Origin of the sequence: Flagellimonas algarum, assembly GCF_040513375.1 — a bacterium.
In the GTDB taxonomy this organism is placed as follows: Bacteria; Bacteroidota; Bacteroidia; order Flavobacteriales; family Flavobacteriaceae; genus Flagellimonas_B; species Flagellimonas_B algarum.
The window spans coordinates 1,191,049-1,215,112 of the sequence record NZ_JBEVTG010000001.1 but is presented as its reverse complement, the minus strand read 5'-3'; the positions used below and the strand labels follow the sequence as shown (position 1 = coordinate 1,215,112).

Annotated in this window: 21 protein-coding genes; 10 read left to right on the top strand and 11 right to left on the bottom strand. The window is 47.6% G+C overall.

The annotated features are described in order from the left end of the window. Nucleotide 1: 1 nt before the first annotated feature. The gene (gene bioA, locus ABV409_RS05580) at nucleotides 2-1,297 is read right to left on the bottom strand and encodes an adenosylmethionine--8-amino-7-oxononanoate transaminase (protein ID WP_353876557.1); all 1,296 of its coding nucleotides are present in this window, start codon (nucleotides 1,295-1,297) and stop codon (nucleotides 2-4) included. Nucleotides 1,298-1,348: 51 nt separating this feature from the next. On the opposite strand from bioA, the gene ABV409_RS05575 reads away from it, so the two are divergent. Then, on the top strand, nucleotides 1,349-2,839 hold the full coding sequence (locus ABV409_RS05575) for an ArnT family glycosyltransferase (protein ID WP_353876556.1): 1,491 nt from the start codon (nucleotides 1,349-1,351) through the stop codon (nucleotides 2,837-2,839). Here the strand turns inward: ABV409_RS05575 and bioD are convergent. From bioD to ABV409_RS05560, 3 genes are read right to left on the bottom strand one after another with little or no spacing between them, the layout of a single operon-like run. Further along, complete coding sequence (bioD, locus tag ABV409_RS05570) at nucleotides 2,814-3,446, bottom strand: dethiobiotin synthase (RefSeq protein WP_353876555.1); 633 nt, start codon at nucleotides 3,444-3,446, stop codon at nucleotides 2,814-2,816. The genes ABV409_RS05575 and bioD overlap by 26 nt on opposite strands. Beyond that, the gene (locus ABV409_RS05565) at nucleotides 3,443-3,826 is read right to left on the bottom strand and encodes a putative signal transducing protein (RefSeq protein ID WP_353876554.1); all 384 of its coding nucleotides are present in this window, start codon (nucleotides 3,824-3,826) and stop codon (nucleotides 3,443-3,445) included. The genes bioD and ABV409_RS05565 overlap by 4 nt, the downstream gene beginning before the upstream one ends. Next, nucleotides 3,816-4,940, bottom strand: a complete 1,125-nt coding sequence (locus ABV409_RS05560; protein WP_353876553.1) for an aminotransferase class I/II-fold pyridoxal phosphate-dependent enzyme — start codon at nucleotides 4,938-4,940, stop codon at nucleotides 3,816-3,818. Before ABV409_RS05560 ends, ABV409_RS05565 begins: the two co-directional genes overlap by 11 nt. A 60-nt stretch (nucleotides 4,941-5,000) precedes the next feature. Here ABV409_RS05560 and ABV409_RS05555 point away from each other — a divergent pair, with 60 nt between their 5' ends. Genes ABV409_RS05555 through ABV409_RS05545 form a run of 3 tightly spaced genes read left to right on the top strand, consistent with a single transcriptional unit; the run spans nucleotide 5,001 to nucleotide 6,312 of the window. Next, nucleotides 5,001-5,528 (top strand): GNAT family N-acetyltransferase, encoded by a 528-nt coding sequence (locus tag ABV409_RS05555; RefSeq protein ID WP_353876552.1) that lies wholly within the window; start codon nucleotides 5,001-5,003, stop codon nucleotides 5,526-5,528. 58 nt (nucleotides 5,529-5,586) lie between these two features. Further along, nucleotides 5,587-6,102, top strand: coding sequence for a DUF2975 domain-containing protein (locus ABV409_RS05550; RefSeq protein WP_353876551.1), 516 nt, complete (start codon nucleotides 5,587-5,589; stop codon nucleotides 6,100-6,102). 3 nt (nucleotides 6,103-6,105) lie between these two features. Continuing rightward, on the top strand, nucleotides 6,106-6,312 hold the full coding sequence (locus tag ABV409_RS05545; protein ID WP_353876550.1) for a helix-turn-helix domain-containing protein: 207 nt from the start codon (nucleotides 6,106-6,108) through the stop codon (nucleotides 6,310-6,312). Between the two features lie 77 nt (nucleotides 6,313-6,389). Here the strand turns inward: ABV409_RS05545 and ABV409_RS05540 are convergent, their stop codons facing one another. The 6 genes from ABV409_RS05540 to ABV409_RS05515 all read right to left on the bottom strand — a co-directional run bounded on the left by ABV409_RS05540 (nucleotide 6,390) and on the right by ABV409_RS05515 (nucleotide 15,976). Continuing rightward, on the bottom strand, nucleotides 6,390-6,668 hold the full coding sequence (locus ABV409_RS05540) for a F0F1 ATP synthase subunit delta/epsilon (protein WP_353876549.1): 279 nt from the start codon (nucleotides 6,666-6,668) through the stop codon (nucleotides 6,390-6,392). A 2-nt stretch (nucleotides 6,669-6,670) separates the two neighbouring features. Beyond that, on the bottom strand, nucleotides 6,671-8,179 hold the full coding sequence (gene atpD / locus ABV409_RS05535; protein WP_353876548.1) for a F0F1 ATP synthase subunit beta: 1,509 nt from the start codon (nucleotides 8,177-8,179) through the stop codon (nucleotides 6,671-6,673). A 167-nt stretch (nucleotides 8,180-8,346) separates the two neighbouring features. Further along, a complete protein-coding gene (locus ABV409_RS05530; protein WP_353876547.1) occupies nucleotides 8,347-11,118 on the bottom strand; it encodes a TonB-dependent receptor in 2,772 nt (923 codons plus the stop codon). A gap of 205 nt (nucleotides 11,119-11,323) precedes the next feature. Further along, a complete protein-coding gene (gene glmS / locus ABV409_RS05525; protein ID WP_353876546.1) occupies nucleotides 11,324-13,171 on the bottom strand; it encodes a glutamine--fructose-6-phosphate transaminase (isomerizing) in 1,848 nt (615 codons plus the stop codon). A gap of 120 nt (nucleotides 13,172-13,291) precedes the next feature. Continuing rightward, nucleotides 13,292-15,160 carry a DUF4270 domain-containing protein gene (locus tag ABV409_RS05520; protein WP_353876545.1) on the bottom strand — a complete coding sequence of 623 codons (1,869 nt, stop codon included), beginning with the start codon at nucleotides 15,158-15,160 and terminating at the stop codon, nucleotides 13,292-13,294. 6 nt (nucleotides 15,161-15,166) lie between these two features. Beyond that, nucleotides 15,167-15,976: a glycogen/starch synthase gene (locus tag ABV409_RS05515; RefSeq protein ID WP_353876544.1), complete on the bottom strand. Its 810-nt coding sequence runs from the start codon at nucleotides 15,974-15,976 to the stop codon at nucleotides 15,167-15,169. A gap of 102 nt (nucleotides 15,977-16,078) precedes the next feature. Here ABV409_RS05515 and panC point away from each other — a divergent pair, with 102 nt between their 5' ends. From panC to ABV409_RS05485, 6 genes are read left to right on the top strand one after another with little or no spacing between them, the layout of a single operon-like run. Next, a complete protein-coding gene (gene panC, locus ABV409_RS05510) occupies nucleotides 16,079-16,936 on the top strand; it encodes a pantoate--beta-alanine ligase (protein WP_353876543.1) in 858 nt (285 codons plus the stop codon). A 4-nt stretch (nucleotides 16,937-16,940) separates the two neighbouring features. Continuing rightward, nucleotides 16,941-17,291 carry an aspartate 1-decarboxylase gene (gene panD, locus ABV409_RS05505; protein ID WP_353876542.1) on the top strand — a complete coding sequence of 117 codons (351 nt, stop codon included), beginning with the start codon at nucleotides 16,941-16,943 and terminating at the stop codon, nucleotides 17,289-17,291. Continuing rightward, a complete protein-coding gene (locus ABV409_RS05500; protein ID WP_353876541.1) occupies nucleotides 17,291-18,259 on the top strand; it encodes a lysylphosphatidylglycerol synthase transmembrane domain-containing protein in 969 nt (322 codons plus the stop codon). Before panD ends, ABV409_RS05500 begins: the two co-directional genes overlap by 1 nt. Nucleotides 18,260-18,284: 25 nt before the next feature. After that, on the top strand, nucleotides 18,285-19,427 hold the full coding sequence (locus ABV409_RS05495) for an alpha/beta hydrolase (RefSeq protein ID WP_353876540.1): 1,143 nt from the start codon (nucleotides 18,285-18,287) through the stop codon (nucleotides 19,425-19,427). Between the two features lie 22 nt (nucleotides 19,428-19,449). Further along, nucleotides 19,450-20,814 (top strand): DNA repair protein RadA, encoded by a 1,365-nt coding sequence (radA, locus tag ABV409_RS05490; RefSeq protein ID WP_353876539.1) that lies wholly within the window; start codon nucleotides 19,450-19,452, stop codon nucleotides 20,812-20,814. Nucleotides 20,815-20,857: 43 nt separating this feature from the next. Then, nucleotides 20,858-23,017, top strand: coding sequence for an outer membrane protein assembly factor BamB family protein (locus tag ABV409_RS05485; protein ID WP_353876538.1), 2,160 nt, complete (start codon nucleotides 20,858-20,860; stop codon nucleotides 23,015-23,017). On the opposite strand, the gene ABV409_RS05480 is transcribed toward ABV409_RS05485, so the two are convergent. Next, nucleotides 23,014-24,054, bottom strand: coding sequence for an aldo/keto reductase (locus ABV409_RS05480; protein ID WP_353876537.1), 1,041 nt, complete (start codon nucleotides 24,052-24,054; stop codon nucleotides 23,014-23,016). The two genes, ABV409_RS05485 and ABV409_RS05480, sit on opposite strands and share 4 nt — an antisense overlap. Nucleotides 24,055-24,064: the final 10 nt, after the last annotated feature.

Genomic DNA, 24,064 nt, shown 5'->3' with positions numbered 1-24,064 from the left:
GTCAAAACGAGTTGAGTGCGCTTTCAATCACTTCATAGATCCGTGACAATTGAGCATCTTCGATAGTATATGGTGGCAGTGTATACAGGGTATTCCCCAAAGGTCGCAATATGACACCCCGATCCATACAAAACGTGTAGAGCTCGTCACGGAAGCTCCCATAGCGGTCTCTTTTGCTTTTAAAGTCTACGGCAAGCACCACCCCCTTACAGCGTATTTCAGCAACGTTCGGGTGTTTTTCCAGGCGCTCAGCGAACTTAAGGTGCGCATTGGCAATGGCCGATCGACGTTCACGGATGTGCTCTGAATTCAAAAGCCGAAGTCCGGCGATGGCCGCGGCACAACCGATCGGATGTGCACTGAATGTATGCGCGTGAAAGAATCCTTTTTCTACCCTGGCGCTTAAAAAAGCATCGAAAACGGCCTGTGTACAACTTGTAATGCTCAGGGGAAACATCCCTGCGGTCAACGCTTTGCCCAAACAGAGGATATCAGGTTTGTTATCCAAGTGATCGGAAGCGAAATTCTTGCCGGTCTTTCCAAATCCGGTCATGATCTCATCGCCCACGCAAAGCACTTGGTGGTCGCGACATTTCGAAATCAATCGATCTAAATGCGCTGCTTCGTGCATCTTCATCCCGGCGGCACCTTGGATCAGGGGTTCGAAAACAAAAGCCGCGCAAGCGCGGGTACTCAAGATGCCCTCCAGTTGTTCAAGTACCGCATCGATATTCGCTGCCGTTGGCACGGGAATGCGCTCTACCTCTAGCAAGAACGCTTCGAAAGGGCCATTATAAGAAGAGATGCCCGAGGCGCTCATAGCCCCAAAGGTATCACCGTGAAAACCGCCTTCAAAAGCGATCAGGGTATCCCGCTTTTCCTCTTTGTTGTGGTAATATTGTAGGCACATCTTGATAGCGGCCTCAATCGCTGTCGATCCATTATCGTTGAAAAAAACCTTGGCTTGGTTTTCTGGTAAAATGGCCATCAAATGTTCTGCCAGGGTAATGGCCGGTTCATGGGTAAAGCCACTGAACATGACGAAATCAAGGGCCTCCATCTGCTCGGCCATGGCCTTGGTGATAGCGCTGTTACCATGTCCGTACATGCTGGTATACCACGAAGCGATGCCATCGATATAGGCCTTGCCGCTCTCGTCATAGAGCAGGGCACCTTTCGCTTTGACAATAGCCAATGGTGCCGCCGCGGTCTGATGCTGGGTCAGCGGATGCCAAAGCAATTCGCGGTCACGTTCAACAAGTTTTTTTACAGCCTTCAACGGAATCAAGCGTTTCAATTTATCTATCTTGCAAAGATGCGATTAAAACTATAAAATCCGATTGGCACATTGCTTAAAAAACCGGTCAACCATATCACCAAAATGTACCGAAAGGCTTCTTCAAAGGCCATTTTCCTTTTTTACCTGATTGCCGCGTTAACATTGCGTTTCCCATTCTTTTTCAGGGATTATGTCGATCGCGACGAAAGTACTTTTATCTTGATGGGCCAGGCTTGGGTTGATGGGTTCTTGCCCTATACGGAACTATGGGACTTGAAACCGCCGGTCACCTTTCTTTTTTTCGGGGGACTTATATACGTCTTCGGGAAAAGCTTTTTCACCATTCGATTCGCAGGTACGGTGGTCGTTGCCTTGACCGCCCTCTTGACTTTTTTATTGGGCAAGGGGCTGCTTGGAAAGAAAGCCGGGTTTTGGTCTGGTCTATTGGTCGTTTTGTTGTACAGCTTGTTCGGCAGCGTTCAAGGGGTCATGTCGGAGCATCTTTCAAGTTGCTTTTTTATGGCGGCACTCTTCCTATTGGCTACTAAAAAGGGTACGCTTTGGACGGCAACTGCAGGGGTGCTATTGGGTTTGACCATCATGACGAAACTCAACATGGGCTATGCCCTGGTTTCCATTTTTTTGGGGATGGCGTGGTTCGGGCTCAAAACCGAGGGCATATGGCCGACGCTCAAAAAGTTGGTTTGGATCGGATGTATGGTGTTGCTCGTGGTTTACGCGACGGCCATACCCTATCAAAACGAGGGCCTGTTCCATCTCTGGTGGCAATCGGTATTTGAAGCCCCTCTGGCCTATAGTGGTTCGAAAAACCACTCTGTCTTCGATGTATTACCTCTTGTTTTGGGTATCACGGCACTTGTGGGTTTTGGGATATGGAAAAAAATGGTACCGTGGCGCTCCTTTGAAGTTGCATTATTGCTTTTGGCAACCTTGGGAATTTTGTTTTCCTTCCTTCAAATAGGTAAGGTCAATGGGCACTATTTACTTCAGGTCTATCCTTTTTTAGCGCTCTTTTTGGCGATGATGGTAGCACGTAGCGGCATTTCCTTAAAACCTTGGTACAAACCCGTGGCACTTTTGACTTTGGTACTCCTTCCGGTAGAGACGTATTTGGAATACGCCCATATTTTGAAAGCGAAAAACGAAACGGGCTCCTTTTACAACGGGGAAGGGTTCGATGTTCCCCGTTATTTCGAAGCCAAGGACCTTAGCCCGCAACGGACCCTATTTTTAGAATACCACATCGGGTATTGGATTATGGACCATCGACCCCCGACCAAAGCGGCCACCCACCCCAGCAATTTGGTTCGCGATGAGCTCTTTCCCTTTATGCTGCAAGACCGCACGACCGGAATCGAAGAGTTGCGCTTTATCATGGAAGACGTACAACCCGACTATGTAGTGACCCGTAAGAATAGAACGGCATTCGACAAAGAGTTCGTCGAAGCGAATAGGTATATCGAATCTTATTTGGCAAATGCCTTCAAGGTCATTGATACCGTTGACCATGCGGTCATTCATCATCGGATAAAAAAGTAGTCAATGCGTTTTTAAATCGTGCGGCATAGGCGCCGATCAAAGCAGCATCGAATTTCGGGTGTTCCTCGATCCTCCCCAAGAAACGGGCTTTGGTCTTTTTCAAGATGATCTCTTCCGTCGTCGGATGTTCGTCACCGCTAAAAATAATACCGGGTTTGAATCCCTTGTCCTGTAGCGCCTTGATGGTCAATAGGCTGTGGTTGATACTCCCTAAATAATGCCGAGACACCACGATTACCTTATAGTCAGCCTGGATCAAATCGAAAATCGTGTCGGTATCGTTCAGCGGCACCAAAAGTCCTCCAGCGCCTTCAATGACCAAATGATTATCGGTTTTAGGGGGACGGATGCCGGCAAGACCGATTTGGATACCATCGATATCAGCCGCGGCGTGCGGACTCATAGGCGTGTTCAAGGCATAGCTATTGGGATGCACAAGGGTTTTTGAATTAGAAACAAGCCTTTGGATCTTATGGCTATCCGAATCTTCCAAATCCCCTGCTTGAATCGGCTTCCAATAGTCGGCTTCCAAGGCTTCGGTAACGATGGCCGAGCCGATCGTTTTGCCCACTTCGGTCGAAATGCCCGTGATAAATATCTTTTTCATTCGGCTCGGGTTATGAATTGACAGTTCGTACAGCGGTATTTTTTCGGTTCGAGAAAAGGGAATAATTTATAAAAGAGGGTATTGCGTTGGTAATACACCTCCGATTTTCGTGCCTTGCAATTCGGGCATTGAATGAGATTCCCTTCGTCATCAACGGCATAATTCCGTATTTCATCCAAAATCCGGCTCGCACTTTCGGCTACCGAACGATGCACTTGAAGTTTGATTCCTCCTAAGGCATTGCTGGCAAAAGGCTCGATACCTACCGTATTCTCATCCTTTAGGACAACGGTGAAGCCCTCTGATTCCAGCTTCCCCTTAATGATCATGACGTCGGCCAAAAACTCAAAGCTCCCTATGGTCACTAACTCATTCCCCATGTTCCAAATAATGTTTCATTTTCTTTACGACCCCTTCGATCTGCGCTGGTGTGTTGAACGCATGGATGCAAAAACGCAAGCGTTCGTTCCCTTCCTTCACAGTCGGGGCCAAAATCGGTCGTACGTCATACCCAGATGAAGCTAATTGGCCGGACAATGCCTTGACTTTAGCATTTCCGGGTATCATGGCCACTTGAATGGCCGAATCACTAGCCAAAAATAATCCTTCAAGGCCGTGGTCGCATATTTCTTTTTTGAATAGGGCGATATTGCGCCCCAGGGTTTCCGAAAGTAACCGGCCAGAAGGGGTGTCGAAGAAATCAAAAGCAGCGCATATTGCCGCCAAGCTGTGACCGGGTAAGGCCGTGGTGTAGATCACACTGCGCGCAAAGTTGAGCAAATACGCCTTCAACATGGCACTCCCTAAAATGACCGCTCCATGACTCCCCATAGCTTTCCCAAAGGTCACTATTTGGGCGAATACGGAATTTTGCAGGCCGTAGCGATGCACCAACCCCTTGCCGAAAACCCCTAGGGCATGCGCCTCGTCAACGATCAGATGCAACCCATATTTGTCACAGATTGCCGCCAACCGCACAAGATCGGGGGAATCACCATCCATAGAAAAAACCGATTCGGTAATGACGTACGCTTCCTGTCCGGGACTTCGATCCGACAACCGCCTTTCGACCAGCTTGTTCAAGGCCTCGATATCGTTATGGGCAAACTTATAGGCCTTGGCGTTTCCCAACTGGATACCTTCCCGAATGCTGGCGTGTACCAGTTCGTCATAAAAGATGAGATCATTGCGCTGTGGAACCGAAGAAATCAAACCAAGGTTCGCATCATAGCCGGAATTAAAGATCAAAGCGTCTTCGAATGCGAAGAAATCGGCCAGTTGTGATTCGAGTTCGGCATACAATTTTTGGTCACCGGTCAACAATCGTGACCCCGTTGCGCCCATAACCTTGGGTTGCCCTTCAAGCAGTTTTGCGCTATGTCCGATTATTTCTGGATGAACGGACAAGCCTAAGTAATCGTTCGATGAAAAATCGACATCACCGCTTGCCGCACCCAGACTGCGCAATGCATCCTCTTCCTTTCGTTGTTGCAATTTTCGAGCTAAGCGCCGTGGGAATTCCGCCATGCCCCAAATGTACTATCTTTAAGTCATATGGTCCGTTATGAACAGACAGGAACAGACGATCATTTAAGGCAGATTTTAGCCCTTCAACGCCTCAATCTACCCGCCAACTTGTCGCAGCAAGAAATGCGAAGCCAAGGGTTTCTAACCGTCGAACATACCTTTCCTTTGCTGAAGGCCATGCACGATGTCGTACCCCACACCATGGCCGTCCATCAAAATGAAGTAGTGGGTTATGCCCTCTCCATGCATCCGAAATTCGTCGATGAAATCGAAGTGTTGCGATCCATGTTCGTTGAAATCAAAAAAGCGATGGACAAGAACGATCGCTACCTTGTTATGGGTCAAATCTGCGTGGCCAAAAACTACAGGGGTCAGGGGGTTTTTAGAGGGCTCTATACCCACATGCAGCGGTTCCTAACAAATCGGTTCGACAAGATCATAACCGAGGTCGATGTAAAAAACGTGCGCTCCATGCAGGCCCACAAGGCGGTTGGGTTCCGAGAATTGAAACGCTATCGATCGGGAGATAAGGAATGGTCGTTAATTGTTTTTTAATATTTTTTTATTGTTTATCAATTATTTTTATAATTTTATTATCGTTAAACAATAACATATGAAATTCTTTGGTCCAAAATCCCTTTCAACATGGTGCTATTATGGCGCCCGATTGTTCGCCCTAGGTTGTAGCTTACTTGCTACCTTCATTCTATTATCGTTCGTTTTCAAAACGTATAAGGTTGCAGATGGGCGATTCTATATTGGAGCACCCTTATTTAAGGAAAACATGATCAATGCCCCATTCGAACATCCAATAATCTTAAGCATCATCTTGTCACTTGTTTATATCGCAACGTTCTTTTATTGCTTATCAACAATCATGAAATCATTTCAAGGGCAGACCTTGTTCAATAAATCCGTTATCGATCAACTATACGCGTTTGCAGGTCTAAATCTGGTGGTCTTCCCTATTTTCTTTGTTGTTCTAGAGTACATCATTTTGAGAAAAGATGGACTTGGCAACATTCATAATCTGTTTTTGAGCATCATTTTGGGAATCGGGGTATTGTTCGTTGCGGCCATTTTCAAAAGGGGTTTGAAGGTGCAGAATGAAAACGATTTAACCATATAAATTATGCCGATAATCATCAATCTAGATGTCATGCTCGCCAAGCGCAAAATGCGCAGCAATGAACTTGCTGCGCGTATCGGCATAACCACTGCCAACCTTTCCATACTAAAAACCGGAAAGGCGAAAGCCATCCGTTTTTCGACACTGGAGGCTATTTGTCGGGAATTGGAATGTCAACCTGCCGATATCATTGGTTATCAAAAATCTTAATCCAAATACACTCTGAAATTTGAAATCATAAAAAAAGCCGCCCGAAAGGCGGCTTTTCAATACGTTATTAGCATGTTCTAGTCGGCCAATACAATGACCTTATTGTCCTTCATTTCAATGGTACCACTGGCAATCGACAAAACCGTTTCGCCATTGGCCCCTTTTGAAAACTTGTTCTGGAATTCCTCATCGATCTCGATGTTACCCTGTACTTTGACCTCACCTTCCTGAAGTAAGGAAACGATCGGGGCGTGATTTTCGAGCATTTGGAATTCCCCGTTGATTCCGGGTACGGTTACCGCGTTGACTTGACCCGAAAAAAGGGTGGCTTCCGGAGATACGATTTCTAGATACATACTTATGCTTCTGCTAACATTTTCTCACCGGCCTCGATGGCATCTTCGATGCTCCCTTTAAGGTTAAAGGCCGATTCAGGCAGGTGATCCAATTCACCATCCATAATCATGTTGAATCCTTTGATGGTGTCTTTGATATCTACCAAGACTCCAGGGATACCGGTAAACTGTTCGGCAACATGGAACGGTTGCGACAAGAAACGCTGTACCCGTCTTGCCCGTCCTACGGCCAATTTATCTTCTTCTGACAATTCTTCCATCCCCAAGATGGCGATGATGTCCTGTAATTCTTTATAGCGCTGCAACAACTCCTTTACGCGCTGTGCACAACCGTAATGGTCGTTCCCCAAAATCTCTGGCGTCAAAATCCTTGAAGTCGAATCCAATGGATCCACGGCAGGGTAAATACCCAACTCCGCGATCTTACGTGAAAGTACGGTGGTCGCATCCAAGTGGGCAAATGTTGTTGCCGGCGCGGGATCCGTTAAGTCATCCGCAGGTACGTACACCGCCTGTACCGATGTGATCGAACCTCTTTTGGTCGAAGTAATACGCTCTTGCATGGCCCCCATCTCAGTGGCCAAAGTCGGTTGGTAACCTACCGCTGAAGGCATACGTCCCAAAAGGGCCGATACCTCTGAACCAGCTTGGGTAAATCGGAAGATGTTATCAACGAAGAACAATACATCCTTTCCTTGACCGTCACCAGCCCCATCGCGGAAATACTCTGCAATGGTCAACCCGGATAGTGCCACGCGGGCACGGGCTCCTGGAGGCTCGTTCATCTGTCCGAACACGAAGGTCGCTTTAGACTCTTTCATGGCCTTCTTATCGACTTTGGAAAGGTCCCAACCCCCTTCTTCCATAGAATGAAGAAAATCGTCACCATATTTGATAATGCCCGATTCCAACATCTCACGAAGCAAATCGTTTCCTTCACGGGTACGTTCCCCTACACCAGCGAATACCGAAAGACCCCCGTGGCCTTTGGCGATGTTGTTGATCAATTCTTGGATCAATACGGTCTTTCCTACCCCGGCACCACCGAACAACCCGATCTTACCCCCTTTGGCGTAGGGCTCGATCAAGTCGATGACCTTGATTCCGGTGAAAAGCACTTCGGTTGACGTTGAAAGATCTTCGAATTTCGGTGCTTCCCTGTGGATCGGTAGTCCGTCCTTGCCTTCTTTGGGCAATTCTTCCAATCCATCGATGGCGTCACCGATTACATTGAAAAGACGTCCATAAACATTTTCCCCGATCGGCATTTGAATGGCGTTTCCTGTGGCTACGACCTCAGTACCTCGGCTCAAACCATCGGTAGAGTCCATCGAAATGGTCCGAACGGTGTTCTCACCGATATGCGATTGTACTTCCAATACCAATTTCGAACCATCGGCATTATCGATTTCCAAAGAATCATAGATTTTTGGGATTTCCGTTCCTGATTCGAATTCAACATCGATTACCGGGCCAATGATCTGGGCGACTTTTCCTGTAACTTTTGACATTACTTATAAGATTTCTTTCTGTTCTTTTTACTGTAAGAAAAAACCTTGGTTTTTCCGGCCGCAAAGATAGGCCATTACAATGGTAAATAGAAACTTATGTCTTGCTTTTTTTAAAAGAAAAAGGCACCCGAAGTGGGTGCCTTTGTTTTATACTTTCTGTGTTCCTTTTACGGATTGATCGTCCAAGAAACGTAGTAAATGGAACCGATGTTACCCGAACCGAAGGCCGTAAAGTATTCTTCTCCCAAAAGGTTGGAACCACCCGCTTTGAAAACGGACTTGATACTCGGTACCGAGTAATTGATCTGCGCATCGAGAACCGTGTAGGCCGGTACGTCCCCATCTGCGAAAGAAGCTTCCCAGAAGAATGAATCACTCCATCTGTAGTTCACCCCGAAACCGAAGTTCTTAAAGAGTTCAGTATTACCGAAAGAGGCTTTCACCTTGTGTTGCGGTGTATTGAAGTTTGTTCTGAAATCAGGAAACTGTGCCCTATCGAAATCCAAATCGGTATAGGTATAGTTCACTCCCAAATCGAAATTACCGAATACTTTGGTATCGACCCCGATGGTGGTTCCCCATGAATTGATATCCACTGTTGAGTTGGTGTAAGCTTGATAGGCTTCAAAATCACCATTCGCGATGGCCAACAAAGACAGTGAGTTATCCCCTACGGTACCATACAGAGGTACGATGGTGGTGACGTTCGCGATGAAATTCGAGTAGCTGTTGTAATACCCGCTCAAATCAATGGTGAACTTGCCCAATTGCGCACGATACCCTGCTTCATAAGCGGTGATTTCTTCAGGCTGCACCAACCCTGGCGTAGCGATTTCAAGATCCGCTGGATTCTGGGTTGCTGCAAAAGTCCCTACGGAACTCAAGGAATAGGCGTTCTCATAGGCCGAACGACCGACCACTTGAACCGTCGGGCTGCCCGTAAAGGCCTGCCCTGGTTGGCTCACTGAGAAGGTCCTCACGTCACGATCCAAGTTATCAGGTGCTGAACCGACCAAAATCGCTTGTCCAGCGTTCAAACCGATAAAGAGATCCTGCGTCGTCGGGTTACGGAAACCTTGTTGAACGGAAACCCTAAGATTGTGGTTCCTGTTTTCACCCAAGGTGACCGAAAGACCGGCACGGGGTGAGAAGAACCCATCAAAGAATTCGTTCTTGTCATAACGCCCTGAGGCAGTCAGTTTCAAACGATCATCCAAAAATTTCTTTTGGAACTGCATGTAGGCCCCGTACTCGTTATACGTAATCGGACCATCGATATCGGTAAAGATGGTACCCCCTGAATTCAATTCGTATTCCCTAAAGGAACCACCCACTTGGATATCGGCCCAATCGTCAATCAGATGTGCCAAGTTATAGTTACCGTTCACGTGGCGGAATTTCGTATTATCGATGAATTTCGCACCTGTAGTTAAATCACCATCATTGATTACTTCATTGAACGCACTTTGGAACTGTGCCGTGCCTGGTTCAAACCGCCCAGTATCGGCTGCTATACGGGCCGCGGCATGGGCCTGTTCGTCAGTGGCCAATACGCCGGTACCCACACCGAGCTTGGCGCCGATAAAGGTGGCCGCATAATCCCCGAACCAATCCAAATCAGACTTCCATCTCCTATTGACGTTGATCGCTGCAAAGCGGGTGTCGTAAGCGTTCCCTGAGTTTTCGGAAACGATGTATCCACGAATGAAGAAGTTGTCGTTCTTCAATTCCAATTTATGCTGTTGCAAGGTGAATCCATCAACGGAGTATCTATTGATCCCTTGATAGATGGTCGTACCACGACCGATCCTACCATTGTAGATAAGTTCAAGATCATCACCGAAGGGACGATAGTGTACCGAAAAATCGGTCTTCAAACTCTCGGCATTGTAATTGGCCAAATCGCCTTCATCATAACCGGTACGGGTAATGAACGCCGAACCGACCGTACCCGCAGGCAAACCGCCAAGGGCATCGAAGTTCAAAAGTGTACCGACTTCATCCCCATAGACGTTCAACCCATCATAGGCCGGATTGGTTCGATCCGCTCCAGGATTGAAGATATCAACGGTATTGTTGGCATGCCAGTCTTCCCCTTTCAAGAAGGAAATGTTGGCCTTCACCGCAAATTTATCACTGAAAGCATGGGCCGCACGGATCCCTACGTCATAATAGGCATTGTCGCCAGCTGCATCTTGCGAAGTGATCCCCGTTTTACCATAGGCACTGATTCCTTGGAAATCAAATGGGCTCTTACTGCGCATGAACAAGATACCGTTAAAGGCACCGGCACCATAAAGTGCCGAAGAAGCACCGGGTAAGATCTCAACGCTCTGCACATCCAATTCGGACATCCCCACCAAATTACCGAGTACGAAGTTCAGACCAGGTGCCGTGTTGTCCATACCATCGGTCAATTGGAGGAATCTGGTATTGGCGAAGGTGGCGAAACCACGGGTATTCACCGACTGAAAAGTCAAACTGTTCGTGTTCAAATCGACCCCTTTCAAGTTTTGCAACCCTCCATAGAAGGATTCGGCTGTAGTGTTCTTGATTTCTTTCAAGCCGAAACGCTCGACCGAAACCGGCGATTCGAATATCCGTTCAGGGGTACGTGAGGCCGAGATAACGATTTCATCAAGCAGTGCCAATGATTCGTTCAAGGTAATGGTCAAGGGTTGGGCGGCCGAAGTGACATCGACGGTCGTTTCGGTATATCCCAAACTCGAAACCCGTACCTTAAAGGGAAGGCTTGCTGTGGTCTCGAGCGTAAAGTTACCGTCAAAGTCGGCAACGGCTCCTTCAGCCAATCCAACAACAACAACATTCGCACTTGGGACCGGGTTGCCGTCTTGGTCAACCACTGTTCCTGTCACTGTAGTCTGAGCCGACAGTGTTATGCCCATTAAAAGAAATAGGGCAGCAACTAAATTTTTCATCAGTGAATTTACGTTAAGTTAGTTTTAAAGTGTATTCAGAATTTGAAGCGGAATATACATTTTTTTGCCCTTTTATCCTCAGGAAAGAAAAAAAATTATGCATGCATAATACTTTTTCGGTAAAAAAATACGCTTCAAGGTGAGAATTTAACAAAAAACCGCCCGAAAAGGCGGTTGAATTCTAAAAAATCCCTATTTCGGAAAGTTACTCTACAGTAACCGATTTTGCCAAATTACGGGGCTGATCTACATTACAACCACGCATCAAGGCGATATGATAAGAGAGCAATTGTAAGGGTATTGTCGTAAGCAAGGGGGTCAAGGGTTCTGAGGTTTCCGGAACTTCGACCACATGATCGGCCAGTTCCCTGACCATGGTATCACCCTCGGTGACCACTCCGATGATCTTACCGCTTCGCGACTTGATTTCCTGGATATTGCTAACGACTTTTTCGTAATGTCCTTTTCGGGTGGCAATGACCACAACCGGCATCGCTTCATCGATCAATGCTATCGGGCCGTGCTTCATTTCGGCCGCCGGGTATCCTTCTGCATGGATATAACTGATTTCCTTTAGTTTCAACGCTCCTTCAAGTGCAACGGGAAAGTTATAACCCCGGCCCAAATAAAGGCAGTTTGAAGAGTCTTTATAAGCCTCCGCAATGGTTTCTACCAACTCATTCGACGACAAGGTGGCTTCCACTTTACTTGGGATGCCTTCCAATTCGGTGAGGAATTCATGGAACTTGGCATCCGACATCTCCCCTTTCTCTTTAGCCAATTTCAAAGCGATCAAGGTAAGTACGGTAATCTGTGTGGTGAACGCCTTGGTAGACGCTACCCCGATTTCAGGCCCGGCGTGGGTATAGGCCCCGGCATGGGTCTCCCTAGCAATAGAAGAACCTACCACATTGCAGACACCGAATACGAAAGCCCCTCTTTTCTTGGCCATCTTGATAGCCGCCAAGGTATCGGCGGTCTCCCCCGACTGTGAAATGGCGATCAAGACGTCCTTTTCGGAAATGACCGGATTCCGGTAACGGAATTCCGAAGCGTATTCGACCTCAACGGGTATCCTGGCAAGGTCCTCGAAAATATATTCAGCGACCAAACCTGCATGCCAAGAGGTACCACAGGCTACAATGATGATGCGATCGGCGTTCATGAATTTCTCGAGGTTCTGATCGATGCCTGCCATACGGATCAAGCCTTGATCAGCGAGTAAACGGCCACGATAAGTGTCTAGAATAGCACGGGGCTGCTCATAGATTTCCTTGAGCATGAAATGATCATAGCCCCCTTTTTCGATTTCCTCAAGATTGAGTTGCAATTCCAAGATGTTCGGATAGGCAATAGCGTCGTCTCTGATCTTGCGGAGTTTGATTTCCTTACCAATGCGCACCACGGCCATTTCCTCATCTTCCAAATACACCGCGTTGTTGGTGTATTCGATAAAAGGGGAAGCATCGGATGCGATGAAGTATTCGTTTTCACCGATACCGATCGCTAGCGGACTTCCTAATTTCGCTACCACGATCTCGTCGGGTTTGCTCTTATCGAAAACGGCGATTGAATATGCCCCAACGACCTGGTTCAAAGCGATTTGAACGGCCTTGCCAAGCTTTACCCCTTCTTTCTCTTTGACTTCCTCGATCAGGTTGACCAACACTTCGGTATCGGTATCCGATTCGAAGGTATAGCCTCGATCGAGCAATGCTTTTTTAATGGACTCGTAGTTTTCGATAATCCCATTGTGGATGATTACCAGGTTACCCGAATTCGAATAGTGCGGGTGGGAGTTAATATCATTTGGAACCCCGTGGGTCGCCCATCGGGTGTGGCCAAGGCCCAGTTTGCCATCGGTAGAAATCGATACTTCGGATTTATGTTTCAAATCTTCGACCTTTCCTTTGGTCTTTGACATATGAAGCGACTCCCCATCAAATAGCACGATACCGGCACTGTCATAACCCCGGTACTCAAGTCGCTGTAAACCTTTCATGATGATGGGATAGGCATCCCGATGTCCGATATAGCCAACGATTCCACACATATTAGAACTAAGTTTTGGTTAATGCCAGTAGGCGCTATCAAAAATAGGCTTTGATTCAGAAAATCAAGGCGATTTTGGATTAATTCATCGAAAATAGGACCAATGGTAACTTCAGCGACATCAATTCGATTCCGTGAAGAATATTTCAAGCTTCAATCGCTGTTCTTCTTCTTCAGTGGCCACATTGCTTCCGAACAACACGGTGCCGAAAGGATTGATGGTCGCCATCACTGGTAAATCGACCCGATCCGTTTCACCTTGGGCCTCCAATACCCCGATGATATCGATGTTCGAAGTAATCGTCAAAGCCAATGGATCGTTCGCCGAGTCGCGAACGATGATGTCGTTTAGGTATTCGGTAATCTTGACCGAATATCTCGTGCCCCTACCATTATCGTCTTCTTGCAAAATACCATCGTAATTCAGGAACAGCCCCAAGGGGGATTGTGAGCTTGAGAACTCCGTACTTTCGTTAAAAAGGGGCTCGTTGGTCTCCGCATTGTACAAATAAAGACGAGGTGGTTCGATTACATCACCCCCGGAATTATCGAGCGCATCACGATCGACGTAGAATACCAAATTGGCTTCGTTGATGATCCAATTATTCGCCCGGATCTCTTCGATGATCGAGGCCCCACCATCCATATCGAACAATCGGATTTCGGTGTACGCTCCCGATCCACCTTTGAGATAGATTCGAGAGGCGTTCTCACCGTTATCCAAATTGGATGCGATATCGGAAGAAAACGGTTCGTCAATAAAGGTGTTCACCGCATTTCCGTTGGTGACATTGTTGTTGTTCTGAAGGAAATTAAAAGTAAATTCACGCTCGACCTTTTCTATAGTGCCCGCTGTATCATCGGTAGAATCATCGGTCGTAAAGTCATCGAATTCATAGGTAATCGTTATGTTGGCCTGACTGAGGTCGAGCAGCAACATTAAATCTCCGTTCAAAGGGGTCAATGTAAAATGGAACCCACGAATGAATTCGTTCAAATTGGCCTGGCTCAGCAATTCGATACTGCCTTCCTTGTCAAGGACGTTCTCTTGAAAGAACTGCGGGTCGAGCGAAACCCGGATTCCCGGATTGAACCGGCTATCAACGATTTCGGATTCATCTTCTTCCGTGTCGGGATCGTCTTCCTCAAAAAACACGTACTCCAGGTTACTGATGGTGACCTCGCCGTCGAATAAAACGTCGGATACGAAGGCGGGTGAGAATTCCTGGGTTGAAAAGAACTCCTGGGCATCCTCGAAATTGGTACTGGGATCCAAATCCCTCAGGAAAAAAGTCGATCGTTCGACCTTAAAATTAAAGGGCGATTCCAAGGCAGTGGTCGATCCGAATATACTGTCGAGGGCAAAGGTTATCGGAAACGAATTGATCGCGGTGACATCGTCTTCGGCATCACCGATACCATCACCGTCGGTATCCGGATTGAACGGGTCGGTACCCCGCAACCGTTCTTCGTTGTCGGTCAGGCCATCACCATCCTTATCCGTATTGGGGTCGTCGGGATCGTCATCGAACTCATCCTGTACCCCGTCATTATCGGTATCCCGATTCGTATTGGGAACCAACTGGTAAGGCATATAAAGGATGACTTCCTTTACGGTCTCGTTTTCGTTTATCGTATTGTCGTCGTCGTCAAGATCGGCGGCATCTTCGGAATTTTGCGAAAAATTCCCGAACAAAGGGTTTGCCTGTAAATTGGTGAACGTAATCTGTGAAGTGATCTGCGCCTCTCTGCGACCGTAAATCGGATCATTGAAAACCCCGACTTGGTACAGTGGTAATTTGTTCGTCTGTACAGCATTGATACGCCTATTGAACGCAAAAACATCGAACTCGGCACGATCGGTGTCAAACGGCTCCCCGGCAATTACCCCGTCGCCTAATGTATCGAGTTCTTCCTCACATGAAACCAAGCATCCCGACAAAAAAAATATTCCAGCAAATGCTGAAATGATTCCCTTATTCAAACCCATTTTGGCTTAATTTAATACTTCCGTTTTATAGAAATTCGTGTAAGCCTCCTCAGATTCTTGAAACGAAACATAAGGTAAAACAGGCTTATCCAGTTTGGAGATGTGGTCCTTCAGGTCATCCGAAACCGCCTCCGAGGCTAAAATAACCGCATCGGAATAATCTACTGCTACCTTTAACAAATTATTATAGTCGGGGGTAGCCAGGGCGTTTACCTTATCTTCAGCGATACCATCGAACACGATTTTCTTCGACATTTCGGTATCCAATGCCCCTTCGAAACCTTGTTCATACACAGAGGTAACGATTTTGCTGTCGGCAAACAGGGGTTCATCGGCATAGTATTGTCTTAAGTATAAAGGCAAAAGGGAAGCCATCCACCCATGAACATGGATGATATCGGGCGTCCAATTCAGTTTTTTAACGGTCTCGACCACACCCTTTGCGAAAAAGATGGCACGCTCGTCATTATCTGGGAATAGGTTTCCATCGGCGTCTGCAAAAGTGGCTTTGCGTTTGAAATATTCCTCATTGTCAATAAAGTATACCTGGATGCGCTCCCTTGGGATGGACGCCACCTTGATGATCAAGGGCATGTCCATATCATTGATGACCAAGTTCATTCCGGATAAACGAATCACCTCATGCAATTGATGTCTCCTCTCGTTGATGTTGCCATATCTAGGCATGAAAATCCGGATCTGCCCCCCATTGCTGTTGACCATTCTTGGGGTTTCATAAGACATTAGGGAGACTTGGTTTTCTGGTAGGTAGGGCACTAATTCAGAAGATACAAACAATATCTTTTTACCATTCATAAACGCAAATTTTGTTTATCTGAAAAAACGTAGCTGCAAAAGTACAAAATTTATGTAGATTACCAGTATTTATAGTATTTTTGCACGCTTTTGAGTTACAGCATGCGGGTATTCAACGATAAAAATGAGCTTCGTTCGCTGCTTGATAGGGAACGTTCCAAAAATCGTACCATCGGGCTGGTGCCCACCATGGGAGCCCTGCATGCCGGCCATCTTTCATTGGTCGAGCGGGCTTTCTCAGCCAATGATGTCACTGTAGTGACCATCTTCATCAATCCGACCCAATTCGACAATCCAGACGATTTGGAAAAGTATCCGCAAAGCATGGACAATGACCTGCGGCTACTTGCCCAAGTGTCCGACCAGATCCTTGTTTACGCCCCGACCAAAGAGGGGGTCTACGATGGGGAAATCATTTCAAAAACATATAACTTCAACGGACTTGAGAAAGCCATGGAAGGAGCTTTCAGGACCGGTCATTTCGACGGGGTAGCCACCATTGTCGAAATCTTGCTGAACATCGTCGAGCCGACGAGGGCCTACTTCGGTGAAAAAGATTTTCAGCAGCTACAGATCATCAGAAAGCTGGTCGAACAAAAAAAGTTGCCCTATACCATTATCGGCTGTCCTATTGAACGCGAAACCAACGGTTTGGCAAGAAGTTCGCGTAATGAACGCCTTTCCGAAGCGACTAGGGAGCGGGCAGGAAGGATCTATTCCATACTCCAGACTGCCAAAGTGAAATTTGGCACGGAAAGTGCATTGGATATCAAGGGTTGGGTGGCCGATGAATTTCAGCACGATCCGATTTTCGAATTGGAATATTTTGAAATTGCCGATGTCACCACCTTGACCCCGATGATCAAAAAACAAAAGAACAGAACTTACAGGGCTTTTATCGCCGTTTATGCCGAAAACGTTCGGTTGATCGACAATATCGCCCTTAACCAAGCAGATTGAAAACATGCAAATTGAAGTCGTAAAATCAAAAATCCATCGTGTTCGCGTCACGGGCGCTGACCTCAACTACATCGGTAGCATTACCATTGATGAAGATCTGATGGATGCGGCCAACATCATTCGTGGTGAAAAAGTGCAGATCGTCAACAACAATAACGGTGAGCGTTTGGAAACCTATGCGATTCCAGGACCTCGGGGATCCGGCGAGTTGACCTTGAACGGGGCCGCTGCCAGAAAAGTCGCTGTTGGTGATATCCTGATCTTGATCTGTTATGCCACCATGGATATTGAGACGGCCAAAAACTTCAATCCGGCATTGGTATTCCCAGACGAAGCGAGTAACTTGCTCAAATAATGGCTTCGCCTTCGCTCAAAAAGGTATTGAAAACCGTCGTTCCGATCGCACTGGGACTCTTTCTTGTGTGGTATTCCTATTACTCGACTAGTGACGAAGAGCGTGAACAGATCCTGTACTACATAAAGAATGCCGACCTTTTTTGGGTCATCCTTTCCGTACTTATCGGAATCTTGAGCCATCTTTCTAGGGCGATCCGATGGAATTACATGCTCAAACCCCTCGGATACCGACCCAAACTCAGCAACAACGTCTTGATCATCCTCATGGCCTACTTCGCCAATCTCGGGATTCCTCGATCTGGTGAATTCCTGAGGGCAACGGCCCTATCGACCTATGAAGGGGTTCCTTTTGAAAAAGGTTTCGGCACCATAGTGACCGAAAGGGTAATCGATTTGATCATGCTATTGCTTGTGATCATCATCGCTTTGCTCTTACAGACCGATGTTATTTTGGACTTCCTGGGAAATAACGGAATCAACTTGGTATCCGCGGCCCTGCTTTTAGGGGTTGGTATCGTCGGTTTGATCGTCTTTCTTTATTTGATCCGAAAGTCAAAATCGGGTTTTACCCTCAAGTTGAAAAACTTCCTGAATGGCTTGCTCGAAGGGATATCAAGCATTTTCAAGATGGAGCAAAAGTGGCTGTTCACACTACATACCTTTATCATTTGGGTTTGTTACGTGGCCATGTTTTGGGTCATCAAGTACACTGTACCCGAGACCATGGATCTTTCCTTGTCTGAACTATTGGTCGCTTTTGTCGGGGGAGCTTTTGCCATGTCGACTACCAATGGGGGTATCGGACTCTACCCCATCGCCGTTAGTGCTAGCCTAGCGATCTTCGGTATCAGTTCGGTTTCAGGGGATGCGTTCGGTTGGATCATGTGGATCGCCCAAACCCTGATGGTCGTAGTTTTCGGGGCAATATCCTTCCTGTTATTGCCGTTATTGAACAGGAATCGATAAGCCTGACAATCAAAAGCATACCCCAATGAAAAAATATCTACTGCCTATCTTGGCATTTAGCCTCATGGGCGTCAACGCCCAAATAAAACAAGAGATCTTCGAATCGTTCAAATTGCAGGAACGAAGGGACGTTTCATACTATTTTCCAGAAAACTACAGTGAAGACAAAAAATACCCCTTGATCGTCGTTCTCGATGCCGAATACCTTTTTGATATCGTCGTAGCGAATACGAAATTCTACACCAATCACAACCGCATGCCGGAGTCGATCATCGTCGCCGTGCACCAAGGCGAGAACGATCTTCGATGGGAAGACTGCGATTATGAGGAAAGCACGGGACTACCCACGGAAAAAGGAAAGCTATTCTATGAATTTTTAGGTACCGAGTTGATTCCGTATCTGGAGACCAGTTATAGCATTGCGCCGTTTAAAATGTTCATCGGATACGACATTACGGCGAACTTCGGCAATTTCTTCCTGTTCAAAGACCGATCCCTTTTTAACTCTTATGTGAGTATCTCACCGGTTTTGGCCACTGAAATGGAGAGTCGGGTGCCGGCACGCTTATCGGATATCAATCAAGAGATCTTCTACAACCTCATTTTAGAAAAAGAGAAGTCGAACGATCGCCAGCGCATCCTACAAATGAACAACTCGATCGCCTCGATCCAGAAAGAAACCCTACATTATTTTTTCGACCAATACGATGAACCGGATCATATTTCGATCGCGGCCTACGGGATCAGTAAGGCTTTCGACAATGTTTTCAAATTGTTCCGCCCCATTAGCCCGAAAGAATACAAAGACCACATCCTGACCTCCAATGAACCGGTCATCCAATATTTGGAAGACAAATACGATATGATCGAGAAGTTATTGGGCTTTAAAAAAGAAGTCGAACTCAACGACATCATGGCCATCTATGCGGCAAGCCGTAAAAAAGAGGATTTCGAATCCCTCAAACCTTTGGCCGAGATCTGTAAAAAACAGTTCCCGGAAACCATGTTGGGCTTCTACTTCGAAGGTGAATACCTTGAATTGATGGGCGAACCCAAAAAGGCCATGAAAGCTTTCGAAAAAAGCTTCTTAATGGAAGAAATCGACTTTCTCACCAAAGAAATGGCTATTGAAAAGATCGATGCCCTGAAAGCCGATTTCGGATATTGATTGTTTGGGCTATCTTAGCCCAATGGCCAAAACGAAAGTTGCATATTTCTGTCAAAATTGTGGAGCGCAGTATCCAAAATGGGTAGGCCAATGCACCTCTTGTAAACAATGGAATACCGTGGTCGAGGAGGTTGTTGCAAAGAACGAACCCCAAAGCTGGCGCACCGAATCCTCGGCACCGAACAAAAGGGTTGCCAAACCGGTCTTGGTCAGTGCGATCAAAAACCAGAAAGAAGTACGGATCAACACCTTGGACCAAGAGTTCAATCGGGTATTGGGTGGGGGTATTGTCCCGGGATCCCTCACCTTGTTAGGGGGTGAACCTGGAATCGGCAAAAGCACCCTTCTACTCCAAATCGCATTGAGACTTCCAGGAAAGACCTTATACGTATCCGGTGAGGAAAGTGAAAAGCAAATCAAGATGCGTGCTGATCGTATCGTTCCCAATGCCTCGAACTGCTATGTGCTGACCGAGACCAAAACCCAGCATATTTTTCAACAGATCGGTACTTTCGAACCCGATCTATTGATCATCGATTCGATCCAAACCCTACATTCGAACCACATCGAGGCAACCGCAGGAAGCGTTTCACAAATCAGGGAATGTACGGCTGAGCTCATCAAGTTCGCCAAAGAGAGTAATGTTCCCGTCATCTTGGTCGGGCACATCACCAAGGAAGGGGCCATTGCGGGGCCCAAGATCCTCGAACATATGGTCGACACCGTACTACAATTCGAAGGAGACCGCAACTATGTTTACCGCATCTTAAGGGCTTTGAAAAACCGCTTTGGCTCGACGGCCGAACTAGGGATTTACGAAATGCAGGGCCATGGGCTTCGAGAGGTCAATAACCCTTCGGAAGTCTTGATTTCGAATAGCGATGGGGAGCTGAGCGGTACTGCGATTGCCGCTACCGTAGAAGGCATGCGACCGTTATTGATCGAAATACAGGCCTTGGTGAGCACTGCGGTCTACGGCACACCCCAACGATCGGCCAATGGTTTCAATGCCAAACGGATGAACATGTTATTGGCCGTACTTGAAAAGCGCGCAGGGTTCAAACTAGGGGCCAAAGACGTGTTCTTAAACGTTACCGGTGGAATCACCGTCGATGATCCAGCGATCGACCTTGCCCTTGTCGCTGCGGTACTTTCGAGTAATTTCGATATTCCGGTACCCAGTACCACCTGTTTCGCGGCTGAAATCGGCCTTTCGGGCGAAGTACGACCGGTACAACGTATCGATCAGCGGATTTCCGAGGCTGAAAAGCTCGGGTTTACCGCCATTTTCGTGTCCAAGAAAAATAAAATCTCCCTCAAAAAGACGGGTATCCAAGTCATCCTGGCGACCAAAATCGAAGAAGTCGTCCAACGCTTGTTTGCCTAAAGTGACTGCGGATTTGTCTTATCTTTAAGCAAATAGCCACCGCATGAAAAAACCAATGCCCCTTTTGTTGGCCGTCCTTTTTTTGGTCGGATGCCAACCATCGGATAAGGAAACGGAAAGTTTCCACCAAACCTGGCGGCACTACCTAGGGGATCCAGGTAGGAGCCATTATTCAACCTTATCACAGATCGACACCACCAACGTGCATCGATTGCAAGAGGTATGGCGTTATGAAAGCGGGGGTACCGAAGTGGGCAGAACCACACAAATCCAGACCAATCCGCTGATAGTTGAAGGCACCTTATTCGGGGTGAATGCCAGCCTTGGGATTTTTGCCATCGAGGCCGCGACCGGCCATGAAATCTGGACCTTCAACCCAGCATCGAAAGACGACTCCGGCTTGGGTTTGAACCGGGGGTTGAGTTATTGGGGAGGGGCGGAAAAGGGAAGGCTCTTCTTTACTTCAGGGCCAAAGCTCTATGCCATCGACCCGAGTGATGGTTCGTTGATTAAGACTTTCGGTGAAAACGGAGCTATCGATCTGCGCGAAGGCCTAGGTCGTCCGCCTGAAAAACTCGCTGTCGTGGCCAATACGCCTGGGGCACTCTTCGAAGGGTTGTTGATTATGGGAACGCGCGTCGGTGAAGGTCCGGGAGCCTCTCCAGGGCATGTGAGGGCCTACAATGTCATCACCGGTGAAATCGAATGGACCTTTCATACGATCCCCCAGCCTGGTGAGTTCGGATATGAAAGCTGGCCTGAAGGAGCCTTTCGGCATGTTGGCGGCGCCAACAGTTGGGCCGGTATCACCATGGATCATAAAAACGGGATTGCCTTTGTACCGACCGGATCGGCCGCCTTTGACTGGTATGGAGGTGATCGGCACGGTGAAAACTTATTCGCGAATTCCCTACTCGCCCTGAACGCACAGACCGGTGAACGGCTCTGGCATTTCCAGTTCGTACATCATGATTTATGGGATCGCGACCTTCCTGCCCCTCCCAATCTATTTGATTTTCAACGCGATGGTGTTACGATTCCGGCGGTCGCCCAAGTGACTAAAAGCGGCCATGTTTTCATATTCGACCGCTTAAATGGCACACCCTTGTTTCCAATCGAAGAATTGCCCTTTCCCCCATCGAACTTGATCGGAGAGCAAGCCCACCCTACCCAACCCTTACCGACCCATCCAAAACCCTTTGCCCGACAACTCTTGACCGAATCCGATCTTTACGATCCCCATCGTGCCGCCTTTGTAGACGATTTCGTTGACCACGACCAGAATGTTGACCCCCCGACCGTATTGGAAAAATTCAGGGGAATCGTTTCGGAAGGGCAGTACATCCCGATCGACACTACTGGGGTATTGCTGTACCCTGGAGCGGATGGTGGCGCGGAATGGGGCGGTGCGGCCGTCGACCCGAATCAAGGGGTCATGTATGTGAATTCGAACGAAATGGCTTGGATCGTGCGCATGAAAGCTGTTAGTGGCAATGGACAAAAAACATCCTTCGGCGAGTCGTTGACCCAAATTCACTGTGCCCGTTGTCATGGGGGCAACTTGCAAGGTTTGGCTGGTATCCCCGAGCTACAGAAAGTATCCAATAGGTTTACCGTAGACTCCATCGCAGCGATCATTTCAAACGGCAAGGGAGCCATGCCCGGCATGCCGAACTTATCATCGGCCGAAGTACGGGCCATTTCGAATTTCATCAGTGGAATGGACGAAGAGGTCGATCATCGAGTGGAGGAAAATGGGATCGAAGTACCTTATGCCGTAGCGGGATTCGGCCGCTTCAAAGATAATCGCGGTTTTCCGGTGGTCAACCCGCCATGGGGGACCTTAAATGCATTGGATTTGAATTCCGGGGAATACCTCTGGCAAGTTCCGCTAGGTCATGAACCCCGATTCAACGACCCCGAAATTCCGGTCAGTGGGACGGAAAACTACGGAGGTCCGGTCATTACAGCGGGTGGCGTCCTGTTCATCGCGGCCACCAAAGATGAAAAAATACGGGCCTTCTCCATGAAATCAGGAAAACAATTGTGGGAAGCTCCCTTACCCGCAGGCGGCTACGCCACCCCGGCAACCTATGCCATAGCGGGGCGTCAATTTCTTGTCATTGCTTGCGGTGGTGGAAAAATGGGGACGCCATCGGGCGATAACTATCTCGCTTTTGCGCTGCCGGAATTACTCCCTTAAGGTGCAGGGTTCGGGATATCACTGTGTATCGCTTCAATGCCATCCAAGACGGCATCCGAAAGCTCGACATTGATGCTATCGATGTTTTCCTTGAGCTGTTCCATGCTCGTCGCACCGATGATATTGCTGGTCACGAAAGCGCGGGTATTGACGAAGGCAAGTGCCATTTGTGTCAACGACAACCCATGCGCCTCGGCCAAGTCATAATACCGTTGTGTCGCTTCGACGGATCGTTCATTGCTGTAGCGGTTATAGTTGGGAAATAGGGTTACTCGGGCCTTTCTTGGTTTTTTGCCCCCAAGGTATTTGCCACTCAACACCCCAAATCCCAATGGGGAATAGGGCAACAATCCGATTTTTTCGCGTATCGCGATTTCCGATAGTCCGACTTCGAACAAACGATTCAACAAACTATACGGATTCTGAATGGTCAACATGCGCGGAAGGTCTTGATGCACCTTGCTTTCTTCCAAAAACCGCATCGTACCCCATGGTGACTCGTTAGACAAGCCCACATGTCGGATCTTGCCTTGCTTGACCAAATCACGGAGGGTCTCCAAGACTTGGTGGATGTTATCTTGCCAAAAGTCGGTGGTATCCGCATTGAAACCCCGCTGCCCGAAATAGTTGGTGTTCCGCTCCGGCCAATGCAATTGATAGAGGTCGATATAATCGGTTTGTAAACGCTGTAGGCTTCCTTCGACGGCGGTGATCAAGGAATCCTTGCTAAAGCCCGTGGTTCGGATGTGTTTGGTGAAATCTGCCGGACCGGCGATTTTGGAGGCCAAAACAATCTTGTCACGGTTACCCGTTTTCTTGAACCACGAACCGATGATCTCTTCGGTCACCGCATACAGCTCTTTTTTCGCTGGTACTGGGTACAACTCGGCCGTATCGAAAAAATTGACCCCTTGTTCAAAGGCATAATCCAATTGTTGGTGGCCTTCTTCCTCAGAATTCTGACGCCCCCATGTCATGGTCCCCAAACAGATCTTACTGATACGAATGCTGGTATTGGGTAGTCTGGTATATTTCATAGCGATTTTT